This window comes from Aphanizomenon sp. UHCC 0183 (genome assembly GCF_009712065.1).
GTDB lineage: Bacteria > Cyanobacteriota > Cyanobacteriia > Cyanobacteriales > Nostocaceae > Dolichospermum > Dolichospermum heterosporum.
The window spans coordinates 6,702-28,028 of record NZ_VILC01000006.1 but is presented as its reverse complement, the minus strand read 5'-3'; the positions used below and the strand labels follow the sequence as shown (position 1 = coordinate 28,028).

General features: G+C 37.0%; 23 protein-coding genes, 1 tRNA gene and 1 pseudogene. 14 read left to right on the top strand and 11 right to left on the bottom strand.

Annotated elements, in window-relative coordinates; all coding sequences use genetic code 11:
- The first annotated feature begins 1 nt into the window (after position 1).
- From FJR37_RS26355 to FJR37_RS03025, 4 genes are all read left to right on the top strand, one after another.
- Positions 2 to 160 (top strand): hypothetical protein, encoded by a 159-nt coding sequence (locus FJR37_RS26355; RefSeq protein ID WP_217355171.1) that lies wholly within the window; start codon positions 2 to 4, stop codon positions 158 to 160.
- A 162-nt stretch (positions 161 to 322) separates the two neighbouring features.
- Entirely contained in the window at positions 323 to 832 is a 510-nt protein-coding gene (locus FJR37_RS03035) for a DUF29 family protein (RefSeq protein WP_039201419.1), read from the top strand.
- A gap of 315 nt (positions 833 to 1,147) precedes the next feature.
- Entirely contained in the window at positions 1,148 to 3,124 is a 1,977-nt protein-coding gene (locus FJR37_RS03030; protein ID WP_168465272.1) for an AAA family ATPase, read from the top strand.
- Entirely contained in the window at positions 3,121 to 3,756 is a 636-nt protein-coding gene (locus FJR37_RS03025; RefSeq protein ID WP_168465271.1) for a hypothetical protein, read from the top strand. The genes FJR37_RS03030 and FJR37_RS03025 overlap by 4 nt, the downstream gene beginning before the upstream one ends.
- Positions 3,757 to 3,793: 37 nt before the next feature.
- On the opposite strand, the gene FJR37_RS03020 is transcribed toward FJR37_RS03025, so the two are convergent.
- Positions 3,794 to 5,284: a HEAT repeat domain-containing protein gene (locus FJR37_RS03020; protein ID WP_168465270.1), complete on the bottom strand. Its 1,491-nt coding sequence runs from the start codon at positions 5,282 to 5,284 to the stop codon at positions 3,794 to 3,796.
- Between the two features lie 141 nt (positions 5,285 to 5,425).
- Here FJR37_RS03020 and FJR37_RS03015 point away from each other — a divergent pair, with 141 nt between their 5' ends.
- The gene (locus FJR37_RS03015; RefSeq protein ID WP_168465290.1) at positions 5,426 to 5,710 is read left to right on the top strand and encodes a DUF427 domain-containing protein; all 285 of its coding nucleotides are present in this window, start codon (positions 5,426 to 5,428) and stop codon (positions 5,708 to 5,710) included.
- Positions 5,711 to 5,857: 147 nt separating this feature from the next.
- Here FJR37_RS03015 and FJR37_RS03010 read toward each other — a convergent pair whose 3' ends face one another.
- Positions 5,858 to 6,295: a molybdopterin-binding protein gene (locus FJR37_RS03010; protein WP_027403765.1), complete on the bottom strand. Its 438-nt coding sequence runs from the start codon at positions 6,293 to 6,295 to the stop codon at positions 5,858 to 5,860.
- Positions 6,296 to 6,405: 110 nt separating this feature from the next.
- Here FJR37_RS03010 and FJR37_RS03005 point away from each other — a divergent pair, with 110 nt between their 5' ends.
- Entirely contained in the window at positions 6,406 to 7,260 is an 855-nt protein-coding gene (locus FJR37_RS03005; protein ID WP_027403766.1) for a DUF72 domain-containing protein, read from the top strand.
- A 33-nt stretch (positions 7,261 to 7,293) separates the two neighbouring features.
- Positions 7,294 to 7,722 carry a hypothetical protein gene (locus tag FJR37_RS03000; protein WP_168465269.1) on the top strand — a complete coding sequence of 143 codons (429 nt, stop codon included), beginning with the start codon at positions 7,294 to 7,296 and terminating at the stop codon, positions 7,720 to 7,722.
- 120 nt (positions 7,723 to 7,842) lie between these two features.
- Here the strand turns inward: FJR37_RS03000 and FJR37_RS02995 are convergent, their stop codons facing one another.
- The 4 genes from FJR37_RS02995 to FJR37_RS02980 form a co-directional block, all read right to left on the bottom strand.
- Entirely contained in the window at positions 7,843 to 9,354 is a 1,512-nt protein-coding gene (locus FJR37_RS02995) for an FAD-dependent oxidoreductase (RefSeq protein ID WP_168465268.1), read from the bottom strand.
- Between the two features lie 307 nt (positions 9,355 to 9,661).
- The gene (gene hisA / locus FJR37_RS02990) at positions 9,662 to 10,435 is read right to left on the bottom strand and encodes a 1-(5-phosphoribosyl)-5-[(5-phosphoribosylamino)methylideneamino]imidazole-4-carboxamide isomerase (protein WP_039200096.1); all 774 of its coding nucleotides are present in this window, start codon (positions 10,433 to 10,435) and stop codon (positions 9,662 to 9,664) included.
- A 102-nt stretch (positions 10,436 to 10,537) separates the two neighbouring features.
- Positions 10,538 to 10,831 (bottom strand): DUF3593 domain-containing protein, encoded by a 294-nt coding sequence (locus tag FJR37_RS02985; RefSeq protein WP_168465267.1) that lies wholly within the window; start codon positions 10,829 to 10,831, stop codon positions 10,538 to 10,540.
- Positions 10,828 to 11,163, bottom strand: a complete 336-nt coding sequence (locus FJR37_RS02980) for a DUF2499 domain-containing protein (RefSeq protein WP_015083349.1) — start codon at positions 11,161 to 11,163, stop codon at positions 10,828 to 10,830. Before FJR37_RS02980 ends, FJR37_RS02985 begins: the two co-directional genes overlap by 4 nt.
- 26 nt (positions 11,164 to 11,189) lie before the next feature.
- Here FJR37_RS02980 and csaB point away from each other — a divergent pair, with 26 nt between their 5' ends.
- The 4 genes from csaB (at position 11,190) to FJR37_RS02960 (ending at position 15,851) form a co-directional block, all read left to right on the top strand.
- Positions 11,190 to 12,236 carry a polysaccharide pyruvyl transferase CsaB gene (csaB, locus tag FJR37_RS02975; protein ID WP_039200090.1) on the top strand — a complete coding sequence of 349 codons (1,047 nt, stop codon included), beginning with the start codon at positions 11,190 to 11,192 and terminating at the stop codon, positions 12,234 to 12,236.
- 227 nt (positions 12,237 to 12,463) lie between these two features.
- On the top strand, positions 12,464 to 13,186 hold the full coding sequence (locus FJR37_RS02970) for a C40 family peptidase (protein WP_168465266.1): 723 nt from the start codon (positions 12,464 to 12,466) through the stop codon (positions 13,184 to 13,186).
- 422 nt (positions 13,187 to 13,608) lie between these two features.
- Positions 13,609 to 14,583 (top strand): glycosyltransferase family 2 protein, encoded by a 975-nt coding sequence (locus FJR37_RS02965; protein WP_052149749.1) that lies wholly within the window; start codon positions 13,609 to 13,611, stop codon positions 14,581 to 14,583.
- A 44-nt stretch (positions 14,584 to 14,627) separates the two neighbouring features.
- The gene (locus tag FJR37_RS02960) at positions 14,628 to 15,851 is read left to right on the top strand and encodes an MFS transporter (protein WP_039200085.1); all 1,224 of its coding nucleotides are present in this window, start codon (positions 14,628 to 14,630) and stop codon (positions 15,849 to 15,851) included.
- 100 nt (positions 15,852 to 15,951) lie between these two features.
- Here FJR37_RS02960 and FJR37_RS02955 read toward each other — a convergent pair.
- A tRNA-Arg gene (locus FJR37_RS02955) sits at positions 15,952 to 16,025 on the bottom strand.
- A gap of 37 nt (positions 16,026 to 16,062) precedes the next feature.
- On the opposite strand from FJR37_RS02955, the gene moaC reads away from it, so the two are divergent.
- From moaC to FJR37_RS27595, 3 genes are all read left to right on the top strand, one after another.
- Positions 16,063 to 16,557, top strand: a complete 495-nt coding sequence (moaC, locus tag FJR37_RS02950) for a cyclic pyranopterin monophosphate synthase MoaC (protein WP_039200083.1) — start codon at positions 16,063 to 16,065, stop codon at positions 16,555 to 16,557.
- Between the two features lie 96 nt (positions 16,558 to 16,653).
- The gene (locus FJR37_RS02945) at positions 16,654 to 16,965 is read left to right on the top strand and encodes a DUF1778 domain-containing protein (RefSeq protein ID WP_039200081.1); all 312 of its coding nucleotides are present in this window, start codon (positions 16,654 to 16,656) and stop codon (positions 16,963 to 16,965) included.
- Positions 16,966 to 17,499: a GNAT family N-acetyltransferase gene (locus FJR37_RS27595; RefSeq protein ID WP_168465265.1), complete on the top strand. Its 534-nt coding sequence runs from the start codon at positions 16,966 to 16,968 to the stop codon at positions 17,497 to 17,499. It abuts the gene before it with no gap.
- Between the two features lie 6 nt (positions 17,500 to 17,505).
- Here the strand turns inward: FJR37_RS27595 and purU are convergent, their stop codons facing one another.
- From purU to FJR37_RS02920, 4 genes and pseudogenes are all read right to left on the bottom strand, one after another.
- Entirely contained in the window at positions 17,506 to 18,360 is an 855-nt protein-coding gene (purU, locus tag FJR37_RS02935; protein ID WP_168465264.1) for a formyltetrahydrofolate deformylase, read from the bottom strand.
- Between the two features lie 302 nt (positions 18,361 to 18,662).
- Positions 18,663 to 19,271 carry a DUF4340 domain-containing protein gene (locus FJR37_RS02930; RefSeq protein WP_039200076.1) on the bottom strand — a complete coding sequence of 203 codons (609 nt, stop codon included), beginning with the start codon at positions 19,269 to 19,271 and terminating at the stop codon, positions 18,663 to 18,665.
- Positions 19,272 to 19,295: 24 nt separating this feature from the next.
- The gene (pabB, locus tag FJR37_RS02925; RefSeq protein WP_039200073.1) at positions 19,296 to 21,035 is read right to left on the bottom strand and encodes an aminodeoxychorismate synthase component I; all 1,740 of its coding nucleotides are present in this window, start codon (positions 21,033 to 21,035) and stop codon (positions 19,296 to 19,298) included.
- Positions 21,032 to 21,327, bottom strand: a pseudogene (locus FJR37_RS02920) (ABC transporter); the annotation flags it as partial. The pseudogene FJR37_RS02920 and the gene pabB, both read right to left, overlap by 4 nt.

Genomic DNA, 21,327 nt, shown 5'->3' with positions numbered 1-21,327 from the left:
GATGGCTGTTGCGTGTCTGAGTTGTGATGAATATATTAGAATTTTAACGCACGTTGGGGAATTGGTAGAGGGAACGCTAGAATTTATAGATAGGAAAATGTCAGAATCAGGTGGTTATCGAGCGACTTGTACTGAGCGAAGTCGAAGTAAGTCGAGATAATATCCAGGATTAAAGGATGAACAGGATAAAAATAGGGATTTTATGACTGATTACCTATTACCCATTCCCAGTCTTAGCTAGATATCTAGCAATTTGGGTTATTATAGAACATCAAAACTACAAGATCAACTAATGTCTGCAACTAGGTAGAATAAAATAACTATGACGCAAGAATTAATGGAGTTAAGACAAACTATATTAGAAGGGCGTTATGATGATGCCTTGGAAATTCTTGATGATTTGGAGGAGATGAGCAAACAGGGAACTTTGCGAAAAATAGAAGCTTTTTTAGTGAGGTTGGTTATTCATCTGATTAAAAATCAAATTGAACAGCGTTTAACTAATTCTTGGATTGCTTCAATTTCTGATTCTGTGATTCAAATTGCCAAATTGAATATTAAAGATAATCAAAAATCTTATTATATTAAATCTGATGAATGGGGTGAATATTTAGCAGAAGCTGTAGAAATGGCAATTCGTCCCGCTAGTGCGGAGATTTTTGGCGGAACGTTAAAACCAAGTCAAGTTTCTCAAAGATTACAAGGAAAAGAATTAATTGATTTTGCGGAAAATCTTTTGTTGTTAACTTATGAATATCAACCTAAAGAGTTAGCAAAGATGATTGATAATTATTTAGCAGAATTACCAGGAGGTGAAGATTGGTTTGAATAATTTTGGTAAAACTAAGTTGTTTGAGTATAATGAAGTAATGAATAACCAACTTGGCGTAGATATATGCTTTTTTTGTCTTCGTGATGATAAGATATTGGATGAACGAACCACGAAGGAGCGAAGGTAGCGAAGAAAGAAGAGTTTTAGAGAGTTTTTGCGTTAGTTTTGGTAAATTGTCTTTGTTGGAAATTTTTTGTCATAAACTAGGTAAGCTAGTTTTAAAAATTACCCAGAGTTTTGTATTTTGCTATCTTGTGAAAGGATTTAACCTGTAATTTCTTCGGATTAATTTAAAAAAGTGAACCGGATAAACTCATGTTTATTAGTATTGACCAGATTAGAGATTCTCTTAAATATTTGGAAAAGGTAGATTCTTTTTGGGGAATTACTTTTTTAAAATTTAAACAATTACAATTACCAGTAGGTAATACTATTGAAATATCTCTACATTCAGAAATTAAAGATTTTTTAGAAAATTATTATAAACCCTGTAAGGAATCAGCATATTCTTATAGATGTTTCCGTTTACCAAAAAATGAAAAAAGATGGATAACAGTTAATATATATATAGGTTCTATTATACAAGATTTTTATAAAGAACCATTTAGAGAATCATTAAATAAATTTGAAGAAGAATTAAATCATCGAATATATGGAATCCTTCAACAAGCCTTAAATTATCAAAGCAATGATGACTTGGGGTGGAAAGATAACTATATTGAAATTTTGAAATCTTGTTTATATAACAATCAAGTAATTCCTGCTTTTCATTTAGCTGTCTGGATATATTGTGAAAAAGAATGGTCATCTGAAACAACACCAGAAGATATTATTCAAAATTTCAAAAATGAATTTTTATTAAATGAACAAGAAATTAATCAATTATTTGATATTTCCATTCCAGATAATATCAATATAAACCAGCTTTTTAAAGATAAAGTAGTGTCTTGGGAAGAATTAAAAACTGTTATTGGTAAACCTCCAGATATTCTACCGGAAGAAGGTGCTTTAACTTATTTAGAAATACAAGGTGTAGGGGCTGCAAAAAAACTTTGTTTTGAACCAGCAGAACGACTGAGCTTAATTACAGGTGATAATGGACTGGGTAAAACTTTTTTACTAGAATGTGCTTGGTGGGCTTTAACTGGACAGTGGGCAAATTTACCAGCATATCCAACGCAAACTGCAAGTGATGATGAACCTGTAATTACATTTCAAATTTCTGGAGATTCTGAATCTGATACAGAGAGTATTTCTTATGATTGGCAACTTCAAAGATGGAATGAAATTAAAAATCGCTCAACTATTCCAGGTCTTTTAATTTATGCCAGAGTAGATGGTTCTTTTGCCGTATGGGACACAGCAAAACAATATTTATCATCTTCTTCACGGATTAGAAATATTGAGAAAAAACCACTTCCTTTTGTCTTTAAAAAAGATGAGTTATGGAATGGTCAAAAAGATGAAAATGGCAATACTTTTATTAATGGATTATTACAAGATTGGATTCAATGGCAAAGTAGACCAGATAAATATCCATTTAATACCTTAGAAAAAGTATTAGCACGTTTATCACCTCCCGAAGAAGGTGATTTAGGAATTTTAAAACCGGGAGAACCTGTCAGACTTCCTTATGATGCTAGAGAAATTCCCACCATAGAACATCCTTATGGAACTGTTCCCATTATTCATGCTTCCGCAGGGGTACAGCGGATAATTACGATGGCTTATTTGATAGTTTGGGCTTATGAAGAACATAAAATACAATCAAAACTTATCCGCATAGAACCACAGAAGAGAATGGTTATTTTAGTAGATGAATTAGAAGCACATCTTCACCCCCAATGGCAAAGGGCTATTTTACCTGCTTTGTTAGATGTCAGAGATGATTTAGCATCTGATTTACAAGTGCAAATTATGGTTGCTACTCATTCTCCTTTAGTTATGGCATCTGTAGAACCTAGATTTGATCAAAGAGTTGATAAGCTATTTAGTTTAGAACTGGTGAAAAGCGATTTATTAGGTAATGAAGTCCAAATTGAAGAACTTCCTTTTATCCGTCAAGGTGTGGTAGATTCTTGGTTAATGTCTGATGTTTTCAAATTGCGTCATGCTCGTTCTTTGGAAGCAGAAAAAGCTATAGAAGCAGCGAAAGTTTTACAATTATCAGATAATCCCAATTCGGAAGATGTGGCAAGAGTATCAAATGATTTGGCAAGGTATTTATCAGAAGATGATAGATTTTGGCCAAGGTGGGTTTATTTTGCAGAACAGCATGGAGTAGATTTGTGATTCCTATTAAACCCCAGCCTGAACCTGATGATTTTGACCAAAAAGTTAGAAAACCAGGTTTGGCTTTCTTAAGTAAATTTCCTAATCCTACAAATAAAGATTACGAAAATAAAAACGCTACCTATTGGCGAGAATCGTTAAATGATTTATACAAATCTTATAATAAAATTTGTGCCTATTCTGCTCAATGGATTTCCCGTCCAGAAGGTAATCCAACGGTTGACCATTTTCTTCCTAAATCTGCTAAACCTGAATTAGCTTATGAATGGCATAATTTTCGTCTTGCTTGTTTAACTTTAAATCACAAAAAAGGAACAAAATTAGATGTTATAGACCCTTTTGAATTACCTGTAAATAGTTTTATTCTAGATTTTCCTTCTCTTATTATCAAGCCTAATCCTGAACTTTTATATCCGCTCAAAGAAAGAGTAATATCAACAATTAATCGCTTGGAATTAAATGATTATGACAAGTGTATTGACGGAAGATTAGAATGGCTAAAAACTTACTATGAAGATAATTCTAGTTTCGACTCTTTAAAAAGGAAAGCTCCATTTATTGCTTATGAATTAGAACGTCAAGGGTTAGTAGAAGTAGACAAGATAGCAAAAATTATGGGTATGAAAATATAACCCAGCAAACAGAAAAATGGAAAATATTTTTGATAAATCAAGAATGATGCCAAGCTTGATAAAATTCTGGATAGGACATATTTTGGGCGCAATTCCAAATCAAATCATAGTCTTCACTATCTAATTTATAGCGACGTAAAGCTTGCACCACCAAGAATATATCTTTATTGCTAGTGACTATCTTTCCTAAGCTTTTAGCAGCTAGTTTATGGGTGTACTCATTCTGTGATTTATCCAGAAGTTGCACTAAGGCGGTAATGGCTTTTTCATTATTCATACCTATATTGCCTAAGCTTTCTAGTGAGTAGACAATAATTTCATCATTTTCTGATGTATTTATAAGTTGCAATAAAGCGGAGATAGCTTTTTCGTTACCAGGATGTATATTTCCTAAGCTTTCAGCTACTTGCACAAGAATATACTCATTTTGTGATGTATCTAAGAGTTGCCCTAAAGCAGAGATGGCTTTTGCATCACCTTTGCCTATTTCTCCTAATGTATAAAGTGCTTGACTAATCGCTTCTTCATTCTCTGATACATTTAAGATTTGGATTAAATCGGCAATGGCTTTTTCGTGATCAGTTTCTATTTGATATGGGGTTGTAGCAGCTTGGAGAATAACCGCTTTTTCGTGGTTATTGTCTATTTTTCCTAATCCACTTGTATATTTATTGCCTAATTTATCTAGTAATTGTACTAGAGCAGAAATGGCTTTTTCATTGCCAATGCCTATTTTACCTAAGCTTTCAGCTAGTTGCCAATAAATAGCATCATTTTGTGCTGTATCTAAAATTTGCACTAAGGCGGAAATAGCTTGTTCATTACCATAGCCTATTTCTCCTAAGCTTTCAGTCGCTTGTTTACGGACATCATTATTTTCTGATGTAGTTATAATTTTTAATAAAGCGGAAATAGCTTGTTCATTACCATAGCCTACTTTTCCTAAGCTTTTAACTACTCGTCTAAGGATATCTTTATCCTCTGAGGTATCTAATAGTTGTATTAAAGAGGAAATGGCTTTTTCACTACCAGATCCGATTGTCTCTAAGCTGGTAATGGCGAGAGAAAGGGTGAAATTTTGTTGTAATGTGTTGATTGATTGGACTAAAGTATCTATGGCTTTGGTTCTGTCGGTTTCTTGAAGTGCTACAGTAACTTGCTGTTCAATGCTATTGAAACAATAATAATCTAATTTCCAATTTACCAGTTGTTGAACTATGTTATCAGCTTTTGCCGATTCTGGGAATTGAGCGATCGCCGCTGCTGCTAAAAAATAGGCGCGATAACCATAAAAACCCTTACCCTGATATGGTACACAGCCATCTTCAAAATTGACCAAAGTTTGAATAAATGCCTCTTTTGACTCTTTGGGTACATCTTCCCGTCCAAACCAGGATAATATTACTGGTTGCCATTGGGGTTCAAAAATGCGGTATGCTTGATTGTCTATGGGTTGATTTTTATGGTTTTTGGGCAAGAAGGCATCCCAATCATCAATCGCCGTTGTGGCAAAATCCTCTGGTTTCATAAGTTTACTATAATCAATAAAAGTTATTTCGAGATTGACAGGTGGTATTTTGAAAAAAATTACTAGAATTCACTGTATCACGTTGGTAAATTATCATTTTAAATGTAACAATATGAATTATTAACTTTTTTTCAGACTCAAATCATGAAAGCAATTTGGAACGGTGCTATTCTAGCCGAAAGCAATAATACGGTAGTTGTGGAAGGAAATCATTATTTCCCGGTTGACACTATTAATAAGGAATACTTTACAGACAGCAGCACTCATACCACTTGTCCTTGGAAAGGGGTTGCCAGTTACTATAGTATTGAAGTTAGTGGACAAGTTAATAAAGATGCCGCTTGGTACTATCCTAGCACTAAGGAAAAGGCTAAAAATATCCAAGGTTATGTTGCTTTCTGGAAGGGCGTAAAAGTCGAGGCTTAGACTAAGATTAAATTAACCATATAGCCATTGTAGCCATTGTAGCCAGGGAATAAATTCCCTGTCTAATAGCTAAAGTCGGTTTCAACCGACTAATTTTTTCTAGCTTTTTGAAGTTTGAGAAAGTTTATTTACATCTATTTCTAATTTCTAATCTTTGGCGATAACAATATCATTAGATTTAATTACAGCATAGGCTTCTGTCCCTTCAGATAATTCTAACTCCTCAGCCGAAACCCTAGTAATCATGGAAGTTAATTCAACTTTATGCACAATTTCTAAAGTTATTTCGGCATTTATACTGCCTGTAGTTACTCGTTTTACAACTCCTTTTAAAACATTACGAGAACTAACTTTTAAGGCTTTTTTGGGACTAACAATTTCAAATTCAATATTTTTATTTTTTGTTTCTACTTGTTCCGGTGAAGTTGATGATATAGGCGGTGCTGAATATTGTTTAAGTCCCCGGACTAATTCTCGCAAAATCTCTGTTTTAGTCCGTTGGGAACTTTGACAAAATTCTTCTAATATCTTGCGTTCTTCTTCAGATGCTTGGAATGTCACCCAACCCTGGTCTTTTCTTGGCATAAAATTACTAATTTATTTAGCAAGTATAATCTTTATACAATAATATCAATAGTCAATGTTTTTTATCGAATTGTATAATTAAATAAAACATATCCAAGCATTTTAATTTTGTGAACTTTTATATCGGGTGTGCAGTTTGGGCGTACAAGGGTTGGTTGGGAGAACTTTATCCCCCAGGAACTCGCAATGCTGACTTCTTAAATCTTTACAGTCGCCGCTTTAGCACTGTAGAAGGAAATACTACTTTCTATGCCACACCTAACGCAGAAACCGTTACTCGTTGGGCGACAGAAACGCCACCAGGGTTTGAATTTTGCCTGAAATTACCGCAAAATATCACCCACCAAAAATTACTACAACCCCATATTCCCGAAGCCTTAGCTTTTTTGGAGAAAATGCGCCCTTTAGGTACTCATTTGGGTCCCCTATTTGCCCAACTCCCTCCCAGCTATTCTCCGGCTTTACTGGACGATTTGACGGCTTTTTTGACGGCTTGGCCGCGCACAGAGACACCCTTAGCATTGGAAGTTAGACATAGTGAGTGGTTTCAAGAACCTCATGCTAGTAATTTGACAGCATTACTAGAGGAATTAGGTGTGGGAAGAGTATTATTAGATTCACGTCCAATTTATACCGGAGATGATGACCCGCAATTATTATCAGAACGACGTAAACCCAAATTACCTGTGCAATTTAGTATAACTGCGCCTTTTGCTTTGATTCGTTTTATCTCTCACCCACAGTTACCAATGAATCAGATATTTATGGAGGAGTGGGTTAGACAAATTCAAGAATGGTTACAAGCAGGAATAAAAATTTATTTCTTTGTGCATTGTCCCATAGAAGATATGTCTCCTCATAATGCCCGTTATTTCCAACAGTTATTAGAAGAAAGTGGTGTAGTCGTTCCCCCTCTTCCTGAGAATAATTTACAACAATCTTCGCATCAACTCAGTCTGTGGTAATAATATAATACTTATCCCTCTAAGGAGATTTAAATGAATCGGCTGCTTTATGAAAGTTCTGTTGCATATAAAGGATATTTAATTATCCCTTTTGTTTTTGGCAAGGTTGATGATTATGAAATCTATTCATATAAGTTATTAGCGGAAGTTGGACATAAAAGCCGGTTTCATGGTTCAGAAAATCCAGCGGCAATGTATAGTAATACTGTTACCAATATTGTTGATATTGCTAAAGAACATATTGATCTAAATATGGACTTTGTGAGTCAAGGTGATTTTTTTCAATCACGCTATGTTTATCGTCATAATCTAATTATTGTTTATCAAAGAAATAGTAGATGTTATTATGACCATTATGCACCAGACTCATTAACTAATATTGCCGCCCCCAAATTATTTTCATCACCTTATGAATGTTTAAATTGGGTGCAACAAGGTTTAGATGGTAGAAAAAGAGCCTAAATTATTTAGGTTGGGTTGACGTAAGGAAACCCAACATTATTATAGCGTTTTTCGTTTGAGTGAAATACAAAAACCCCCTCCTCGCTTGCGAGGAGGGGGTTTTTTAATTCTTGTCTTATCTTATGGCAACCAGAAATTAGGTAAAATAGATTTACCCACATCTCGAACAACTTGATTGATATTTCTGGCAAATTGGATATGATTTTCGTCTGCTTCCACTGCTAAAATATTGGCTTTTTCCCCAGTTTCTAAATAGGAAATAGCTAAATTAGCAGCTTCTAAACCAGTGACATAAGCCTTTTCTTGTGACCATGAACCATGACGGTTAATAATCCAATCTCCACTCATAAACAGATTTTGTAAACTTGTCTTAGCTGGTAACAGATAACGATAACTACCAGGGGCAAAATGTGTCACTGCATTTGCTAAACGAATCACACTACTATCTATGACTTTCGCTTCTCTAAAACCGGGAATACATTTTGTTAAATAACCTTGAACTATTTGCACAATTTCCTCATCACTTAAATGCAGAAATTGATTAGCGTGATAAAAATCTGCTTCTATTACTGTTCCTGGTTCATTTTTAAATTCATCATGTAAAGCATTCAAATCAAAAAATGTCCATCCTGTAGAATCATCAAAACCAAAACAAGCATTAGAAGGACGGGGAATATCTATTTTTCTATCAAACCATAACCGAGTTGCTAAAACATCAACAGCCCCTAAATTATTTAAGTTTCTAAATTCTGGACGATTTTGTAAACTCGGACTACTGGAAACAATCTTTTTCATTCCTGTGACACCGACGGAAAAGATTACAGCGTCAGCATCAAAAACTTCATCATTAGAAACTACACCTTTAACGTGATTATTGCTATCTATAATTACATCTGTAACTTTATGTTTAGATAGAACTCTTGCACCTAATTTTTCTATTTGTTCTACCCAGGGACGGAAGATTTTTTCTCCCACAGTTCCACGACACCAAACCACATCAAAATCCGGTTGATGTGCCAGAATAAAATAATATAACATTCCCAATGTGGCCGCCGCCGAACATTGTTCACCCGGGGCAAATAAACCCACTAATAACATTGGTTCAAAAGCTTCTTTATAGAGTCGGGCAGAAACACCAAAAGTTTTGAATAATTCACGGGCTGTCAGATAATCGTAACGTTTCCAAGCCTGATCTGAATTATCAAAATCAATCAAACTATAAAGTAAGGGTAAGGCACTCAAACGGTCAATTAATGGTAATCTTTGAAATTGAGGATATATAAAAGTTCCTAAAGGTGTGGGAAGTCTGGGTAAATCTTGAAAAATCGGAGATTCTACTTCCAAACCTGCGGGAGAATATTGTGCGGAACGAGTCCAAGTTGTAAACGGACTAATTCCCAATTCATTAATCAGAGAAAAAATATTTCTGTAAGGATACCAAAAGCCATGAATACCGGCTTCTACGGATTTACCTGCGGCTGTTTGCCAACCTGCTACTAACCCACCAGGATATTGTCCAGCTTCTAGTAATGTGACATCATAACCTTGTTTGGCTAAATGGTAAGTAGCCCCTAAACCAGCCCAACCAGCACCAACAACGATGACTTTTTTCTGTTGTGATTCTTTTGACATTTTCCCTGATCATAATTGCACTCATTTAATAATGTATCTGATATTCAAGAATGCTGGAGTAATTAGACAGAGTGCAGGGGACAGGGTGAAGAGAAGTCATTTTGATCACTTAAAAGATAGACGTTAATCCGTAATTGAGTGCGCTAACGCAATGACATTGTGTAATTAATTCTGTCTCACTACTTAGTTGCACACAGTAGAGTGTTTTTCATAACCACTTCCCCGCAAGGGGATGAAAACTGTTATCTGTATTTTTCAGAAGCTTTGTAGAGAAATTCCAGAGAACATCTCTACAATCTTTTTCATTTTAAGCAATACTAGAAATACCGAAATCGGGAGGAATATCTTGCAGTCTTCCCGGACCAATAGCTTGTAATCCTTCTTTGAGAATAATATCACCCGTATACAAAGCTTTCCCAACTATCACACCTGTCACACCTTGGGGTTCTAAAGCTAATAAACTTAACAAATCCGTCACAGAACTTACTCCACCGGAAGCAATTACAGGTATGGAAGTTGCCGCTGCAAGTTCTCGTAATGCGTCTAAATTGGGGCCTTCTAGTGTGCCGTCACGGTTGATATCAGTGTAAATAATGGCTGCTGCACCTAGTTCTTGCATCTGTACTGCTAGTTGGGTGGCTAATACTGTTGATGTTTCTAACCAACCGCGAGTTGCAACTAAGCCGTTACGGGCATCTATGCCAATAATAATTTGTTGGGGAAATTCTTGACAAAGTTCTTGGACTAATTGAGGTTGTTCGACGGCGACAGTGCCGAGAATTGCCCAATTTACACCCAGGTTGAATAATTGTACGACACTGGTGCGATCGCGCAATCCTCCCCCAACTTCAATGGGTATGTCAAGATTATTTCTAATGGCTTCTATGGCGGCTAAGTTGATAATTTTCCCAGCTTTTGCCCCGTCTAAGTCAACTAAATGCAGTCTTGTCGCGCCTTGGTCTGCCCACATTTTCGCTACTTCAACGGGGTTTTCGCTGAATACTTGCGATCGCTCGTAGTCTCCTTTGTATAGTCGCACACAGCGACCTTCTAGTAAATCAATTGCGGGGATTACTTCCATAATTTGTTAGTTGTCAGTTGTCAGTTGTCAGTTGTCAGTTGTCAGTTGTCATTGGGAAAATTCTTTCTCCCCCCCCTACTTTCCCTACTTTCCCTACTTCCCCTACTCCCTGTTCCCTAATTCCTGTACTGCTTGGCGAAAACCTAAGACTAGTAAGATGTTAGCAAGGGTTAAAAAGACTTCTGCGCTGCCATGTAACCAGTCTACGTTGGCTAGTTGTTCTCCGTACTGGACTTTGGTGTAAATGGCGGCGGGGATGGTGATGGCGACAAATACCAATGTGCCGTAAAATCCATATAGGGCTAAACGTGGCATTTGTGGACTGCGGCTAATAAACCACAAGAAACCCAAATAGGGAAAGAGAGAGAGGGCAAAGAGGGTTTCTTTTGATATCATTGTTCTGATTTGATAGATTGTGTCTCAATGGGGCTTGTAGACTTGGTAGAACGCCAAATTAGATAAGCTGCTGCCCAAAGAGTAAAGTTACCAACTAATGTCATGGTAGCTTGTAGGGTGACTAACCATTCTAATGATTCGGAATTGTCGAAATAATGCCAAGTACAAGCACACATTGCGCTAATTAAAGCTGGTAACATAGCAAAGGATAATCCCCACCAACTCCGATTTTCTGTAAGTTCACCGTATATCCAAATTAGCCAAATTGCGGCTATCCACTCAATGACGCTAGAAATATGAATTATCCAGGTGGGAATCGAAAGGGCGTGCATAATTAATCTAAAATCTAAAATTCAAAATGGGGAAAATGCGGGTTTTATTGTCTGGGTATTACGGTAAGGGTAATGGTGGTGATGAAGCTTTGTTAGCCACACTTCTGCAAATGCTACCACTTGATGTTACTCCTGTGGTGCTTTCTGGAAATCCTGAAGAAACTCATCGGCATTATGGTGTGGAATGTTACAACCGCATGGCGGTTTTACAGGTTATCAAGGCTTTGCGTTCTTGTGATGCTTTTGTTTGGGGTGGTGGTAGTTTAATTCAAGATGCTACCAGTCTGATTAGCCCTTTTTATTATGGCGGATTGATGGCTTTAGCTCAAGTTATGGGTTTGAAAACTGTGGCTTGGGGACAGGGTATAGGTCCTTTGTTGCATTTCCAAACTCGTTGGTTAGCAAAGGGGAATTTTACAGGTTGTACTCAAGTGAGTGTGCGCGATCGCTCCAGTTCTCGGTTATTATCAGATTGGAGTATACCCCATATCCTCGCCCCTGACCCAGTTTGGGCATTGGAATCGAAGCCAGTCCCGGAATTAGTAGATTTACCAAAACCCAGAATTGCAGTTACTTTAAGAAATCATCCTCAATTGACAGAAAAGCGGTTAACAAATTTAACTCAAGCTTTAGTTAATTTGCAGAAGGAAACCCAAGCTTTTATTTTATTATTACCATTTCAAAAAAGTGAAGATCTAGGAATTGCGGAAAAAATTCATACTCAATTACCAGATGTGAGTAGAGTTATTTGTTCCGAAGATCCACAAATTTTAAAAGGTGTATTTCGCGGTGTGGAAATGTCCATAGGAATGCGCCTCCATAGTTTAATTATGGCAGCTAGTGAAGGTTCTCGTTGTTTTGCATTAAGTTATGATCCCAAAGTCAACCGATTAATGGAAGATTTAGAAATACCTGGTTGGGATTTAAAGGATTTACCAGATGATGTAGATTTAATCAGTAAAATTTGGATTGATTATTATAATAATGGTGTGGCTTTGTCACCTCATAAAATTCAATCCTTAGTAAATGAGGCTTTTTTACATCGGGATTTATTAAAGAAAGTGTTACCATAAAAAGCGATTTATACTATCATGTAAAACCTGTTTATCCTTAAATCCTGATAGCGTTCACGTAGTGTACCAAACGCATCAGGCATAGCGTGGCGTAAGTAGGTGAACACAATAAAACCAAACTGTGTAAAGAAACGTAAAATCGCCCAAACCCTCTTCACTCTTGCCTCTTGCCTCTTGCCTCTTGCCTCTTGCCATAACGACAATTTTCAACGCCAACCTACTTACTTATGTCAATAAACCTAATAATTCCCCATTCCCCAACAGCAGAATATTTCTGTAACACCAACCTAAATATCTATGATTCCCCTAAATGTATCCGTTTAGCTACCCAAGCCGCCGCCGGACGACATTTACAAATAACATCAAATCATCCAGATATAGCAGTTGCAGTATGTTTATGTGAAGATGACTATCCAGGATGGTTATCACTTCAAGATTTGCAATTTCTTCAACCAACAGAAACAATATATCAACCTCAATTCATCTCAACCGCAGAAATTCAACAGCACATACCCACAGTTATCGCTTTTACCCAAGCAGCAAAAGCAGAAGATAATTATTACCTTTGGGGTGGCACAGTCGCACCTAATTATGATTGTTCGGGTTTAATGCAAGCAGCATTTAAATCTGTGGGTGTGTGGCTACCGAGAGACGCTTATCAACAAGAAGCTTTTACCCAAGCAATTGATATTACTGAATTACAACCAGGGGATTTAATCTTTTTTGGAACTCCTGAAAAAGCCACTCATGTAGGATTATATTTGGGTAATAATTGCTATATTCACAGTTCAGGAAAAGAACAAGGACGCAACGGTATTGGTATTGACCAACTTTCGGAACAGGGAAACAAAGTTAGTCAGGCTTATTATCAACAGTTACGCGGTGCTGGGAGAGTTGTGAAAAGTTGTCAACCACCCATCACTTCCCTTCGGGTAAGTGATGGCTTGTAAAAGCCTAGTTGGACTCAGTTCTTAACCGAACTACGTTAGAGGTAAGAGTTAAAGACCTACCAGGGGATGCGTAGCTAGTACAAAACGGCGTAAATAAACCAACCATTCTAAATCCTCCAAAAGCCTATACTGTCTTCATTTTGACTTTTGACTTTTGACTTTTGACTTCCGCCTTGCGGTACTAGTTCCCTGCTCTAGAACTTCAAAGTTAAACAGGCTTAAGGGTTAAACCAGTGCTTTTAAGATAGTTACCGACCTCTAACATTGTCTAAGCTAACATTACCCCAGAAATGGGAGTTGGTTTCCAGATTCCAATCAAAAATCTGGTTTCAATTTTAATATCCACAGCGGTTAAAACCGCTCGTGTCGTTTCCCTCTCAGGGAGCCAAGCCACGCTCGTTTCCCACTTACCGGGTATTCTTGTGACCAATTACCAATCACCAAGTTTAGATTTATCCGTAGTTGTCCCAATTAAAGATGAGGTCGAAAGTTTACCTTTATTACTAGAAGCCATTTCTACGACTCTCACCACTAGTAAGTTGAATTATGAGATTATTTGTGTAGATGATGGTTCTAGTGATGGTACAGCGGAATTTCTCAAGGAACAAGCGCAAATTCGCACTGATTTAAAAGCGGTGATTTTGCGACGTAATTATGGACAAACTGCGGCTATGTCTGCGGGTTTTAATTATGCTACAGCTAAAGTAATTGTGACTTTAGACGCTGATTTGCAAAATGACCCCGCTGATATTCCGATGTTATTAGCCAAGCTAGATGAGGGTTATGATTTAGTTAGTGGTTGGCGGCAAAATCGCCAAGATGGGGCGGTCAATCGGTTGCTTCCTTCTAAAATTGCCAATTGGTTAATCCGTGGGGCTACAAGCGTCTATATTCATGATTATGGTTGTTCTCTGAAAGCTTATCGGTCTGAATTGGTGGCAGATATGAATCTTTATGGAGAACTACACCGCTTTTTACCTGCTTTGGCATATATCGAAGGGGCAAGAATTACAGAAGTACCTGTGCGTCATCATGCGCGGCGGTTTGGACAAAGTAAGTATGGGATATCACGGACTTTCCGGGTATTGATGGATTTATTAACTATTCTATTTATGAAGAAGTTTCTCACCCGTCCCATGCACGTTTTTGGCTTGTTGGGATTGATTTCCATGATTGCTGGTGGGGGAATAGGTATATATTTAACTTTCGTCAAATTGGCTTTTCATGTAGATATTGGTAGCCGTCCTTTGTTGATTTTGGCAGTGTTGCTGTTAGTAACAGGAGTCCAGTTATTTTGCTTCGGTCTTTTGGCAGAATTACTGATGCGAACTTATCATGAATCTCAAGGACGACCAATCTATCGGGTGCGAGAAGTTGTGGCAAAAAATGTTAAGTAACGTAACAATAGAGAAATAATACTTTTTACATTATTGCATCTGCCGTGAAAGCCTTTGATACTTTTGACGCTAATCTGCGAAAAAACCTGCTCATGTTATTTGCAGCGGGTCTGTTTTTCTGGTCAGGTTTGGCTTCATTATTGCCTACCCTACCCTTATATATTGAACATATTGGTGCAAGCAAACAAGAAATTGGCATTGTCATGGGTAGCTTTGCCATTGGGATGTTGCTATGTCGCCCGTCAATGGGTGCTTTAGCAGATATTCGGGGTCGTAAAATAGTATTATTGATTGGAATGTCCGCAGCAGCGATCGCTCCTTTGGGATATTTATGTGTAAAATCAATTATTCCCCTCATGGTAATTCGTGCCTTTCATGGCATTAGTATCGCCGCTTTTGCCACGGCTTACATTGCCCTAGTCAGCGATTTAGCACCAGAACACCGTCGCGGTGAAGTCGTTGGTTACATGAGTTTGGTGAATCCTTTAGGTGTGGGAATAGGTCCGGCTATAGGTGGGTTTTTACAAGCAAGTGCTGGTTATACCCCATTATTTCTCTCATCTGCGGCTTTATGTTCCTTGGGTTTATTATGTATCATCCCCATTATTAATCCACCAATTGTCACCAAACCAACTAACAGTAAAAATGATAACTTTTGGCAAATATTAACTAGTCCTCGGGTGCGGATTCCCGCTATCGTCTTACTCCTGAGTGGTTTGACTTTAGGTAGTTTGCATACTTTCATCTCCCTATTTATTAAATCAACCGGAGTTGATTTAAATCCAGGTTTATTTTTTACTGCGGCGGCTGTCTCCAGTTTTAGTTGTAGATTATTTACTGGTAAAGCTTCTGATAGATATGGAAGGGGTTTATTTGTCACCATGAGTTTGATAGCTTATACATTCTCTGTCATCTGCGTTTGGCAAGCAAATAACTCTTTCATGTTCTTATTGGGAGCATTCATGGAAGGTGCTGCTTCTGGTACACTCATTCCCATGATTTCTGTATTGATGACAGATAGAGCTTTACCCCACGAACGCGGGAGAATATTTGGTGCTTCCTTAATGGGATTTGATATCGGTTTAGCGATCGCAGGTCCAATTTTTGGTACATTTGCCGAAACACTTGGTTATCGAAATATGTTTGGTTTGACTACAGGTTTAACAGTCATTGCCATGATCATCTTCCTTACCCAGTCTAGCCGCAATATTCCTCAATCTCTGCGTTTTGCCCTTGGTCGCACAGAAGATATCTACGCCGTCAAATAACCGTAGGGCGCAGGGCCTGCGCCCTTCCATATCCTGCACTGATAATTATCAAAAATGCACAAACTCCAAAAAAGGAACTTGTGCATTTAAAATCAGATAATGGGCGAGGAGGGATTCGAACCCCCGACACCGTGGTTCGTAGCCACGTGCTCTAGTCCACTGAGCTACACACCCTTGACTCATGAGTTTTATAATAGCACATACTTTCCCAATGACGCAAGCTAATTTTCCAAATTCTTTTCCACTAACCCATTTGGATGCCCAGGGACAAGCCCAAATGGTTGATGTATCCAGCAAAGTCGCCACTGTTCGCCAAGCAGTAGCCACTGGTAAGGTACGAATGTTACCTGAGACATTCGCCGCTATTCAAGCCGGAAACACTCCCAAAGGGGACGTTTTAGCAACTGCTAGGTTAGCGGGAATCATGGCTGCTAAACAGACAGCGAATTTAATTCCTCTCTGTCACCCCTTACCGTTGCAAAAAATTACCGTTGAGATTATCCCCGATGCCCAACTACCTGGTTATCAAATTGATGCCACTGTCAAAACCAAAGCAGAAACAGGTGTGGAAATGGAAGCTTTAACAGCGGTATCTATTGCCGCTTTAACTTTATATGATATGGCTAAAGCGTTAGAAAAGTCTATTCAAATTGAGGCGATTCATTTAGTCAGTAAGACAGGTGGAAAGTCTGGAGACTGGGGATAGTTGACATTTGTTGAATAAATCAGTACACTATTATTTGTTAGGAGATTTGCCGTACACTAAAGATTTACACATCATATTTATTGTGTAGAAAGTATCATGACTCACTCAGTGGCTAGAAATAGCCCAGAAAAATCCTTGAGTTCCAAATCAGAAAGATTAGAAGCCCGTATCAGTCCACAGAATAAGGAACTGTTCCAACGGGCGGCTGATATTCAAGGGCGAACACTTACAGATTTTGTAGTTAGCAGTCTTGTCAGTGCTGCAAACCAGATTATTCAGGAAAATGAAATCATGGTTTTAAGCAGAAAAGACCAAGAAGTTTTTGTAGAAGCACTGCTTAATCCGCCAGAACCCAGTAACAAGTTACGGCTTGCGGCTCAACGCTATAAAAAGAATATGGGTGTATAAGTGCAGTTAACAGATAATTTTGATGCTTTTGAGAATTATTTAATAGAGCCGCTAGGAAAAAAGCATAACCGGGCGGCTTTTTGTTGTGGAGTTGATCAATTAGATAAATATTTCCAAAAACAAGCTGGGCAAGATGCACGTAAACGCATAGCAGCCCCATTTGTTTTAGTAGAAAAAAGTTCTGGTTTCGTCGCAGGTTATTACACACTATCATCAACAAGTATTCAAATCGGAGAATTGCCGATAGAAATTACTAAAAAACTACCAAAATATCCTCAACTTCCCGCTACTCTTTTAGGTAGATTAGCAGTTGATCAAAATCATCGTCAAAAAGGTTTAGGGGAAATGTTGTTAATGGATGCCCTATATCGTAGTTTGCAAAATGAAATTGCGACAATTGCGGTAGTTGTTGATGCCAAAGATGATAAAGCCCGTTCTTTTTATCAGCATTATCAATTCATTTGCTTTCCTGATTATTCTCATCGGCTTTTTTTGATGATGGAAACGATAGCTAAAATGATCAATTCAGATTAAATAAATTTACTCAAAAACTACAGTTCTATTGCCATAAACTAAAACGCGATTTTGTAAATGCAATCTTACCGCTCTTGCTAACACAATTCTTTCTAAATCTTTCCCTTTTCTAATTAAATCATTTACCTCATCTCTATGACTTACCCGCACCACATCCTGTTCAATAATCGGTCCTGCATCTAAGTCAGCAGTGGCATAATGGGCTGTTGCTCCAATAATTTTCACACCTCTTTCAAAGGCGCGATGATAGGGATTAGCCCCAATAAATGCAGGTAAAAATGAATGATGAATATTAATAATTTGCGGGAATTTCTCAATGAAATCTGCACTAACTATTTGCATATATTTGGCTAAAACTACTAAATCAATTTTGTATTCATGCAGTAATTCTAGTTGTTTAGCTTCCTGTTCTTGTTTATTGTCCTTAGTAATAGGTAAGTAATGGTAATCAATACCGAATTGTTCAACTATCGGTTGTAAGTCAGGGTGATTACTCATAATTAAAGGAATCTCTGCATGAAATTCTTTAGCACGATGTCTCCAAATTAAATCAAATAAACAATGATCTTGACGACTTACCCAAATAGCAATGCGGGGAAGAGTATCAGAAAAGTGTAATTCCCATTTTGCATTTAAAGGTTGAGCGATCGCATTAAAAGCAGGAGTAATTACATCCTTGGGTAAATTAAACCCTTTTAATTGCCACTCTATGCGAGTTAGAAATAGTCCAGCTTCAAAATCTGTATGTTGATCTGCATGAGTAATATTGCCACCATTAGCATAGATAAAATTGGCAAATTTTGCTACCAATCCCCGTTGATCTGGGCAAGAAATTAATAAAGTTGCTGTTTGTTTTGTCATTGGAGTTTTTAAAGGTTAGATGTTAGGTAAATTTTCTCGTTTCTCATTTTCTCGTTCCCATACTCGTTTCTCGTTTCTCGTTTCCATACTCTGTATGGGAATGAATTCTAGAAGGCTCTGCCTTCAATAACAGCAGAGGCTCTGCCTTTCTCGTTTTCTCGTTCCCATACTCTGTATGGGAATGAATTCTAGAAGGCTCTGCCTTCAATAACAGTAGAGGCAGAGCCTCTGTAGTGACATTCCCAGCCAGAGACTGGGAACGAGATAATTTCTGTAGGGACGTTACATAGAGCGTCTCTACATTATTTATTTGGAGGAGTTGAGGAAGGAAGACTAGGTAATGGCTGTACATCAGTCTTTTCCGCTGGTTGTTTCCATTCAGATATATCTCGATTAACTGCATTCACAAAATCTTTAGACACTAACAATAAATTCATATTTTTGTTACCATCAGCTTGAGCATATAAAAATTGATTATTAAAATCACCTTTACCTAAAATCAATTGATGGCTTTGTTGATTTTTCAGTTTAACATTAATGGTCGCCATAGGTTTATCTAAACCAAATTCTGATAATTCAGTGGGTGAAACTGATACTGTTCTTTCACTTTTGCCCTTAACTAATAAATCCATTAAATAAGAAACAATTGCATCATTTGCTAGTGTTGATATGGGAGATTTTATTTCCCATTGGGGGTTTTCAGTTGTATTTCTTTTCTCTATTTGTAATGTTGTTTCTTTAAAATTAATTGTTAAAGATTGCACATCATCAGCATTAAAAGCGAAAATTTTCTGTTTTTGGGTTTTTATTTCTGTTTGCTGATTTTTACCTTTGATTTCATGAAAGTAGACAAAACTACCTAATCCCAAGGCTAAAAGTATTAAAATTAAAGTCGTTTTTGGTAATTTCATGTTCAATATTACTAAATTATCTAATTAGTTAGAAATTAAAACCGCTTCTCGCCATTTTTGCACTGAGTTAATTATATAAATGCGATTGATATATTGTAACTGTTCCACTGCAATAATTTCTTCTCTGATTTTTCCTTTTTCAAGTAAATCAGCGCGAAAAGTACCTGCTAACAAACCGCATTTTACCGAAGGTGTCAATAATTCTCCATTCAACTCTACCACAATATTACCAATACAAGTTTCTGTGATTTCACCTCTTTCATTCCATAATAAAACATCATCACAATCAGGAAAAGCAGCTTTTGCTGTTTCATAAACTTGGCGATTAGTCGTTTTATGATACAAAAACGGATTATTAGAGTCAATGGGTGTGCAACACATACTTAGTTTAACAAATTCCTGATTATTCACAGGAGATAAAGGTATAGTTTGATATGTAATGTCACCATAATAATCTAATAACAACCGCACTTTATAAGCTTGACTTAAAAATGTTTTTGTTAATTCATAAAGTTGTTTTTTTAAACTATTGATATCAACATTAAAATTAAAGTAAATTGCTGAGGACTGCAACCGTTGTAAATGATAATCTAAAACAAAATAACCATGATTGGGTTGCCATAATATCGTTTCTAAAAGTGAAAAATCTGGTTGGTTTAATGTGAGAACTTGGGCTTTAATTTGACATTCTTGATATTCATCACTACTTACAGAATCCCAAACAATTCCTCCTCCGACTCCATACTCAGCTTGACTATTTTCCTTATCAATTAATACAGTCCGAATAGCCACATTAAATTGCGCTTGACGGTGGGGACTAATAAATCCAATACACCCAGTATAGATGCGGCGCGGTGTATTTTCCAACTTCTGAATAATTTGCATAGTCCGGGCTTTAGGTGCGCCAGTAATAGACGCGCAGGGAAACAACGCCCTCATAATTTCACTTAGGGAAGCTGTAGTTTTGGCTGTGACTGTGGATGTCATTTGCCAAACTGTGGGATATTTTTCAACATTGAATAAATGGGGAACTTTGACAGTATTAATATTAGCTATTCTTCCCATATCATTGCGAATCATATCCACAATCATCACATTTTCAGCGCGGTTTTTTTCAGAAAAATGTAGTTGATTAGCAATATTATGATCGGTTGCTAATGTTAAACCTCTAGCTGCTGTTCCTTTCATGGGACGAGAGGTTAAATTATTACCGTCAAGATCAAAAAATAGTTCGGGGGAAGCGGAACAAATAGCAAAGTTATCAATGTCAACATAAGCCCCATAGTCGGCGTTTTGTGCTTGCACTAATTTGATAAATAATTCCCAAGTATCGCCATTAAAGGGTGCATTTAGTCGTAAGGTATAATTAACTTGATATGTTTCCCCCAAAGCAATATATTCTTTGATTTTACTAATTGCTTGATGATATTCGGCTTCACTAACTGAAGGTTTCCAATTGAGTTGATATTCTGTTGGTAAGGTTGGTTTTGGTAATTCAATAATTTCTGGTTTTTTATATAATCCAAACCAAAGTAGGGGAAATGAACCAGAAGAATGGGTTTCTAGTACGGAATCAAAAGCGGTGGAAGCTTCATAACTAATGAAACCTGCTGCATACATTTGATGTTTGGCGATTAAATCATTTACAAGTTGCAATTTAGGAACAACTTGATCAATACTATCAGCTTGGATAATTTCATCGGGATTTTGAAAACAAAGCCAATGCTTGAATTTAGCATCATGAATTACTAATTTATTTTTCATCGGCGTTTCCACCAAATAATAAATCCTGTGGTTAATCCAATTAAAGGTAATACAAACACAGCAATTATTGTTAACCAGTTAGCTTGAAGAGTTGATATAACAATGCGGCGATTTTTCGGTTCTTTAGGACGAATTGAGAGAAGTTGTTGATCTTGTTGACTTAGCCAACTAACTGAGTTTAAAAATACATCTCCATTTAATTGTTGTTCAAATAAACCATCAACAGCAAAATTTGAGTTTCCAAATATTACTAATCTGGATTCTTTAGCAGTAGGTTGAGAATTTATGGAAG

Excerpts from the sequence above, each read along its gene's own strand:
- purU (WP_168465264.1), bottom strand. The coding sequence starts at position 18,360 with ATGACAAAACAAACAGCAACTTTATTAATTTCTTGCCCAGATCAACGG.
- FJR37_RS26355 (WP_217355171.1), top strand. The coding sequence starts at position 2 with ATGGCTGTTGCGTGTCTGAGTTGTGATGAATATATTAGAATTTTAACG.
- csaB (WP_039200090.1), top strand. The coding sequence starts at position 11,190 with ATGGGGAAAATGCGGGTTTTATTGTCTGGGTATTACGGTAAGGGTAAT.
- FJR37_RS02930 (WP_039200076.1), bottom strand. The coding sequence starts at position 19,271 with ATGAAATTACCAAAAACGACTTTAATTTTAATACTTTTAGCCTTGGGA.
- FJR37_RS02945 (WP_039200081.1), top strand. The coding sequence starts at position 16,654 with ATGACTCACTCAGTGGCTAGAAATAGCCCAGAAAAATCCTTGAGTTCC.
- FJR37_RS02995 (WP_168465268.1), bottom strand. The coding sequence starts at position 9,354 with ATGTCAAAAGAATCACAACAGAAAAAAGTCATCGTTGTTGGTGCTGGT.
- FJR37_RS03010 (WP_027403765.1), bottom strand. The coding sequence starts at position 6,295 with ATGCCAAGAAAAGACCAGGGTTGGGTGACATTCCAAGCATCTGAAGAA.
- FJR37_RS03020 (WP_168465270.1), bottom strand. The coding sequence starts at position 5,284 with ATGAAACCAGAGGATTTTGCCACAACGGCGATTGATGATTGGGATGCC.
- hisA (WP_039200096.1), bottom strand. The coding sequence starts at position 10,435 with ATGGAAGTAATCCCCGCAATTGATTTACTAGAAGGTCGCTGTGTGCGA.
- FJR37_RS02980 (WP_015083349.1), bottom strand. The coding sequence starts at position 11,163 with ATGCACGCCCTTTCGATTCCCACCTGGATAATTCATATTTCTAGCGTC.
- pabB (WP_039200073.1), bottom strand. The coding sequence starts at position 21,035 with ATGAAAAATAAATTAGTAATTCATGATGCTAAATTCAAGCATTGGCTT.
- FJR37_RS03000 (WP_168465269.1), top strand. The coding sequence starts at position 7,294 with ATGAATCGGCTGCTTTATGAAAGTTCTGTTGCATATAAAGGATATTTA.
- FJR37_RS02985 (WP_168465267.1), bottom strand. The coding sequence starts at position 10,831 with ATGATATCAAAAGAAACCCTCTTTGCCCTCTCTCTCTTTCCCTATTTG.
- FJR37_RS02970 (WP_168465266.1), top strand. The coding sequence starts at position 12,464 with ATGTCAATAAACCTAATAATTCCCCATTCCCCAACAGCAGAATATTTC.
- FJR37_RS03030 (WP_168465272.1), top strand. The coding sequence starts at position 1,148 with ATGTTTATTAGTATTGACCAGATTAGAGATTCTCTTAAATATTTGGAA.
- FJR37_RS03035 (WP_039201419.1), top strand. The coding sequence starts at position 323 with ATGACGCAAGAATTAATGGAGTTAAGACAAACTATATTAGAAGGGCGT.
- moaC (WP_039200083.1), top strand. The coding sequence starts at position 16,063 with ATGACGCAAGCTAATTTTCCAAATTCTTTTCCACTAACCCATTTGGAT.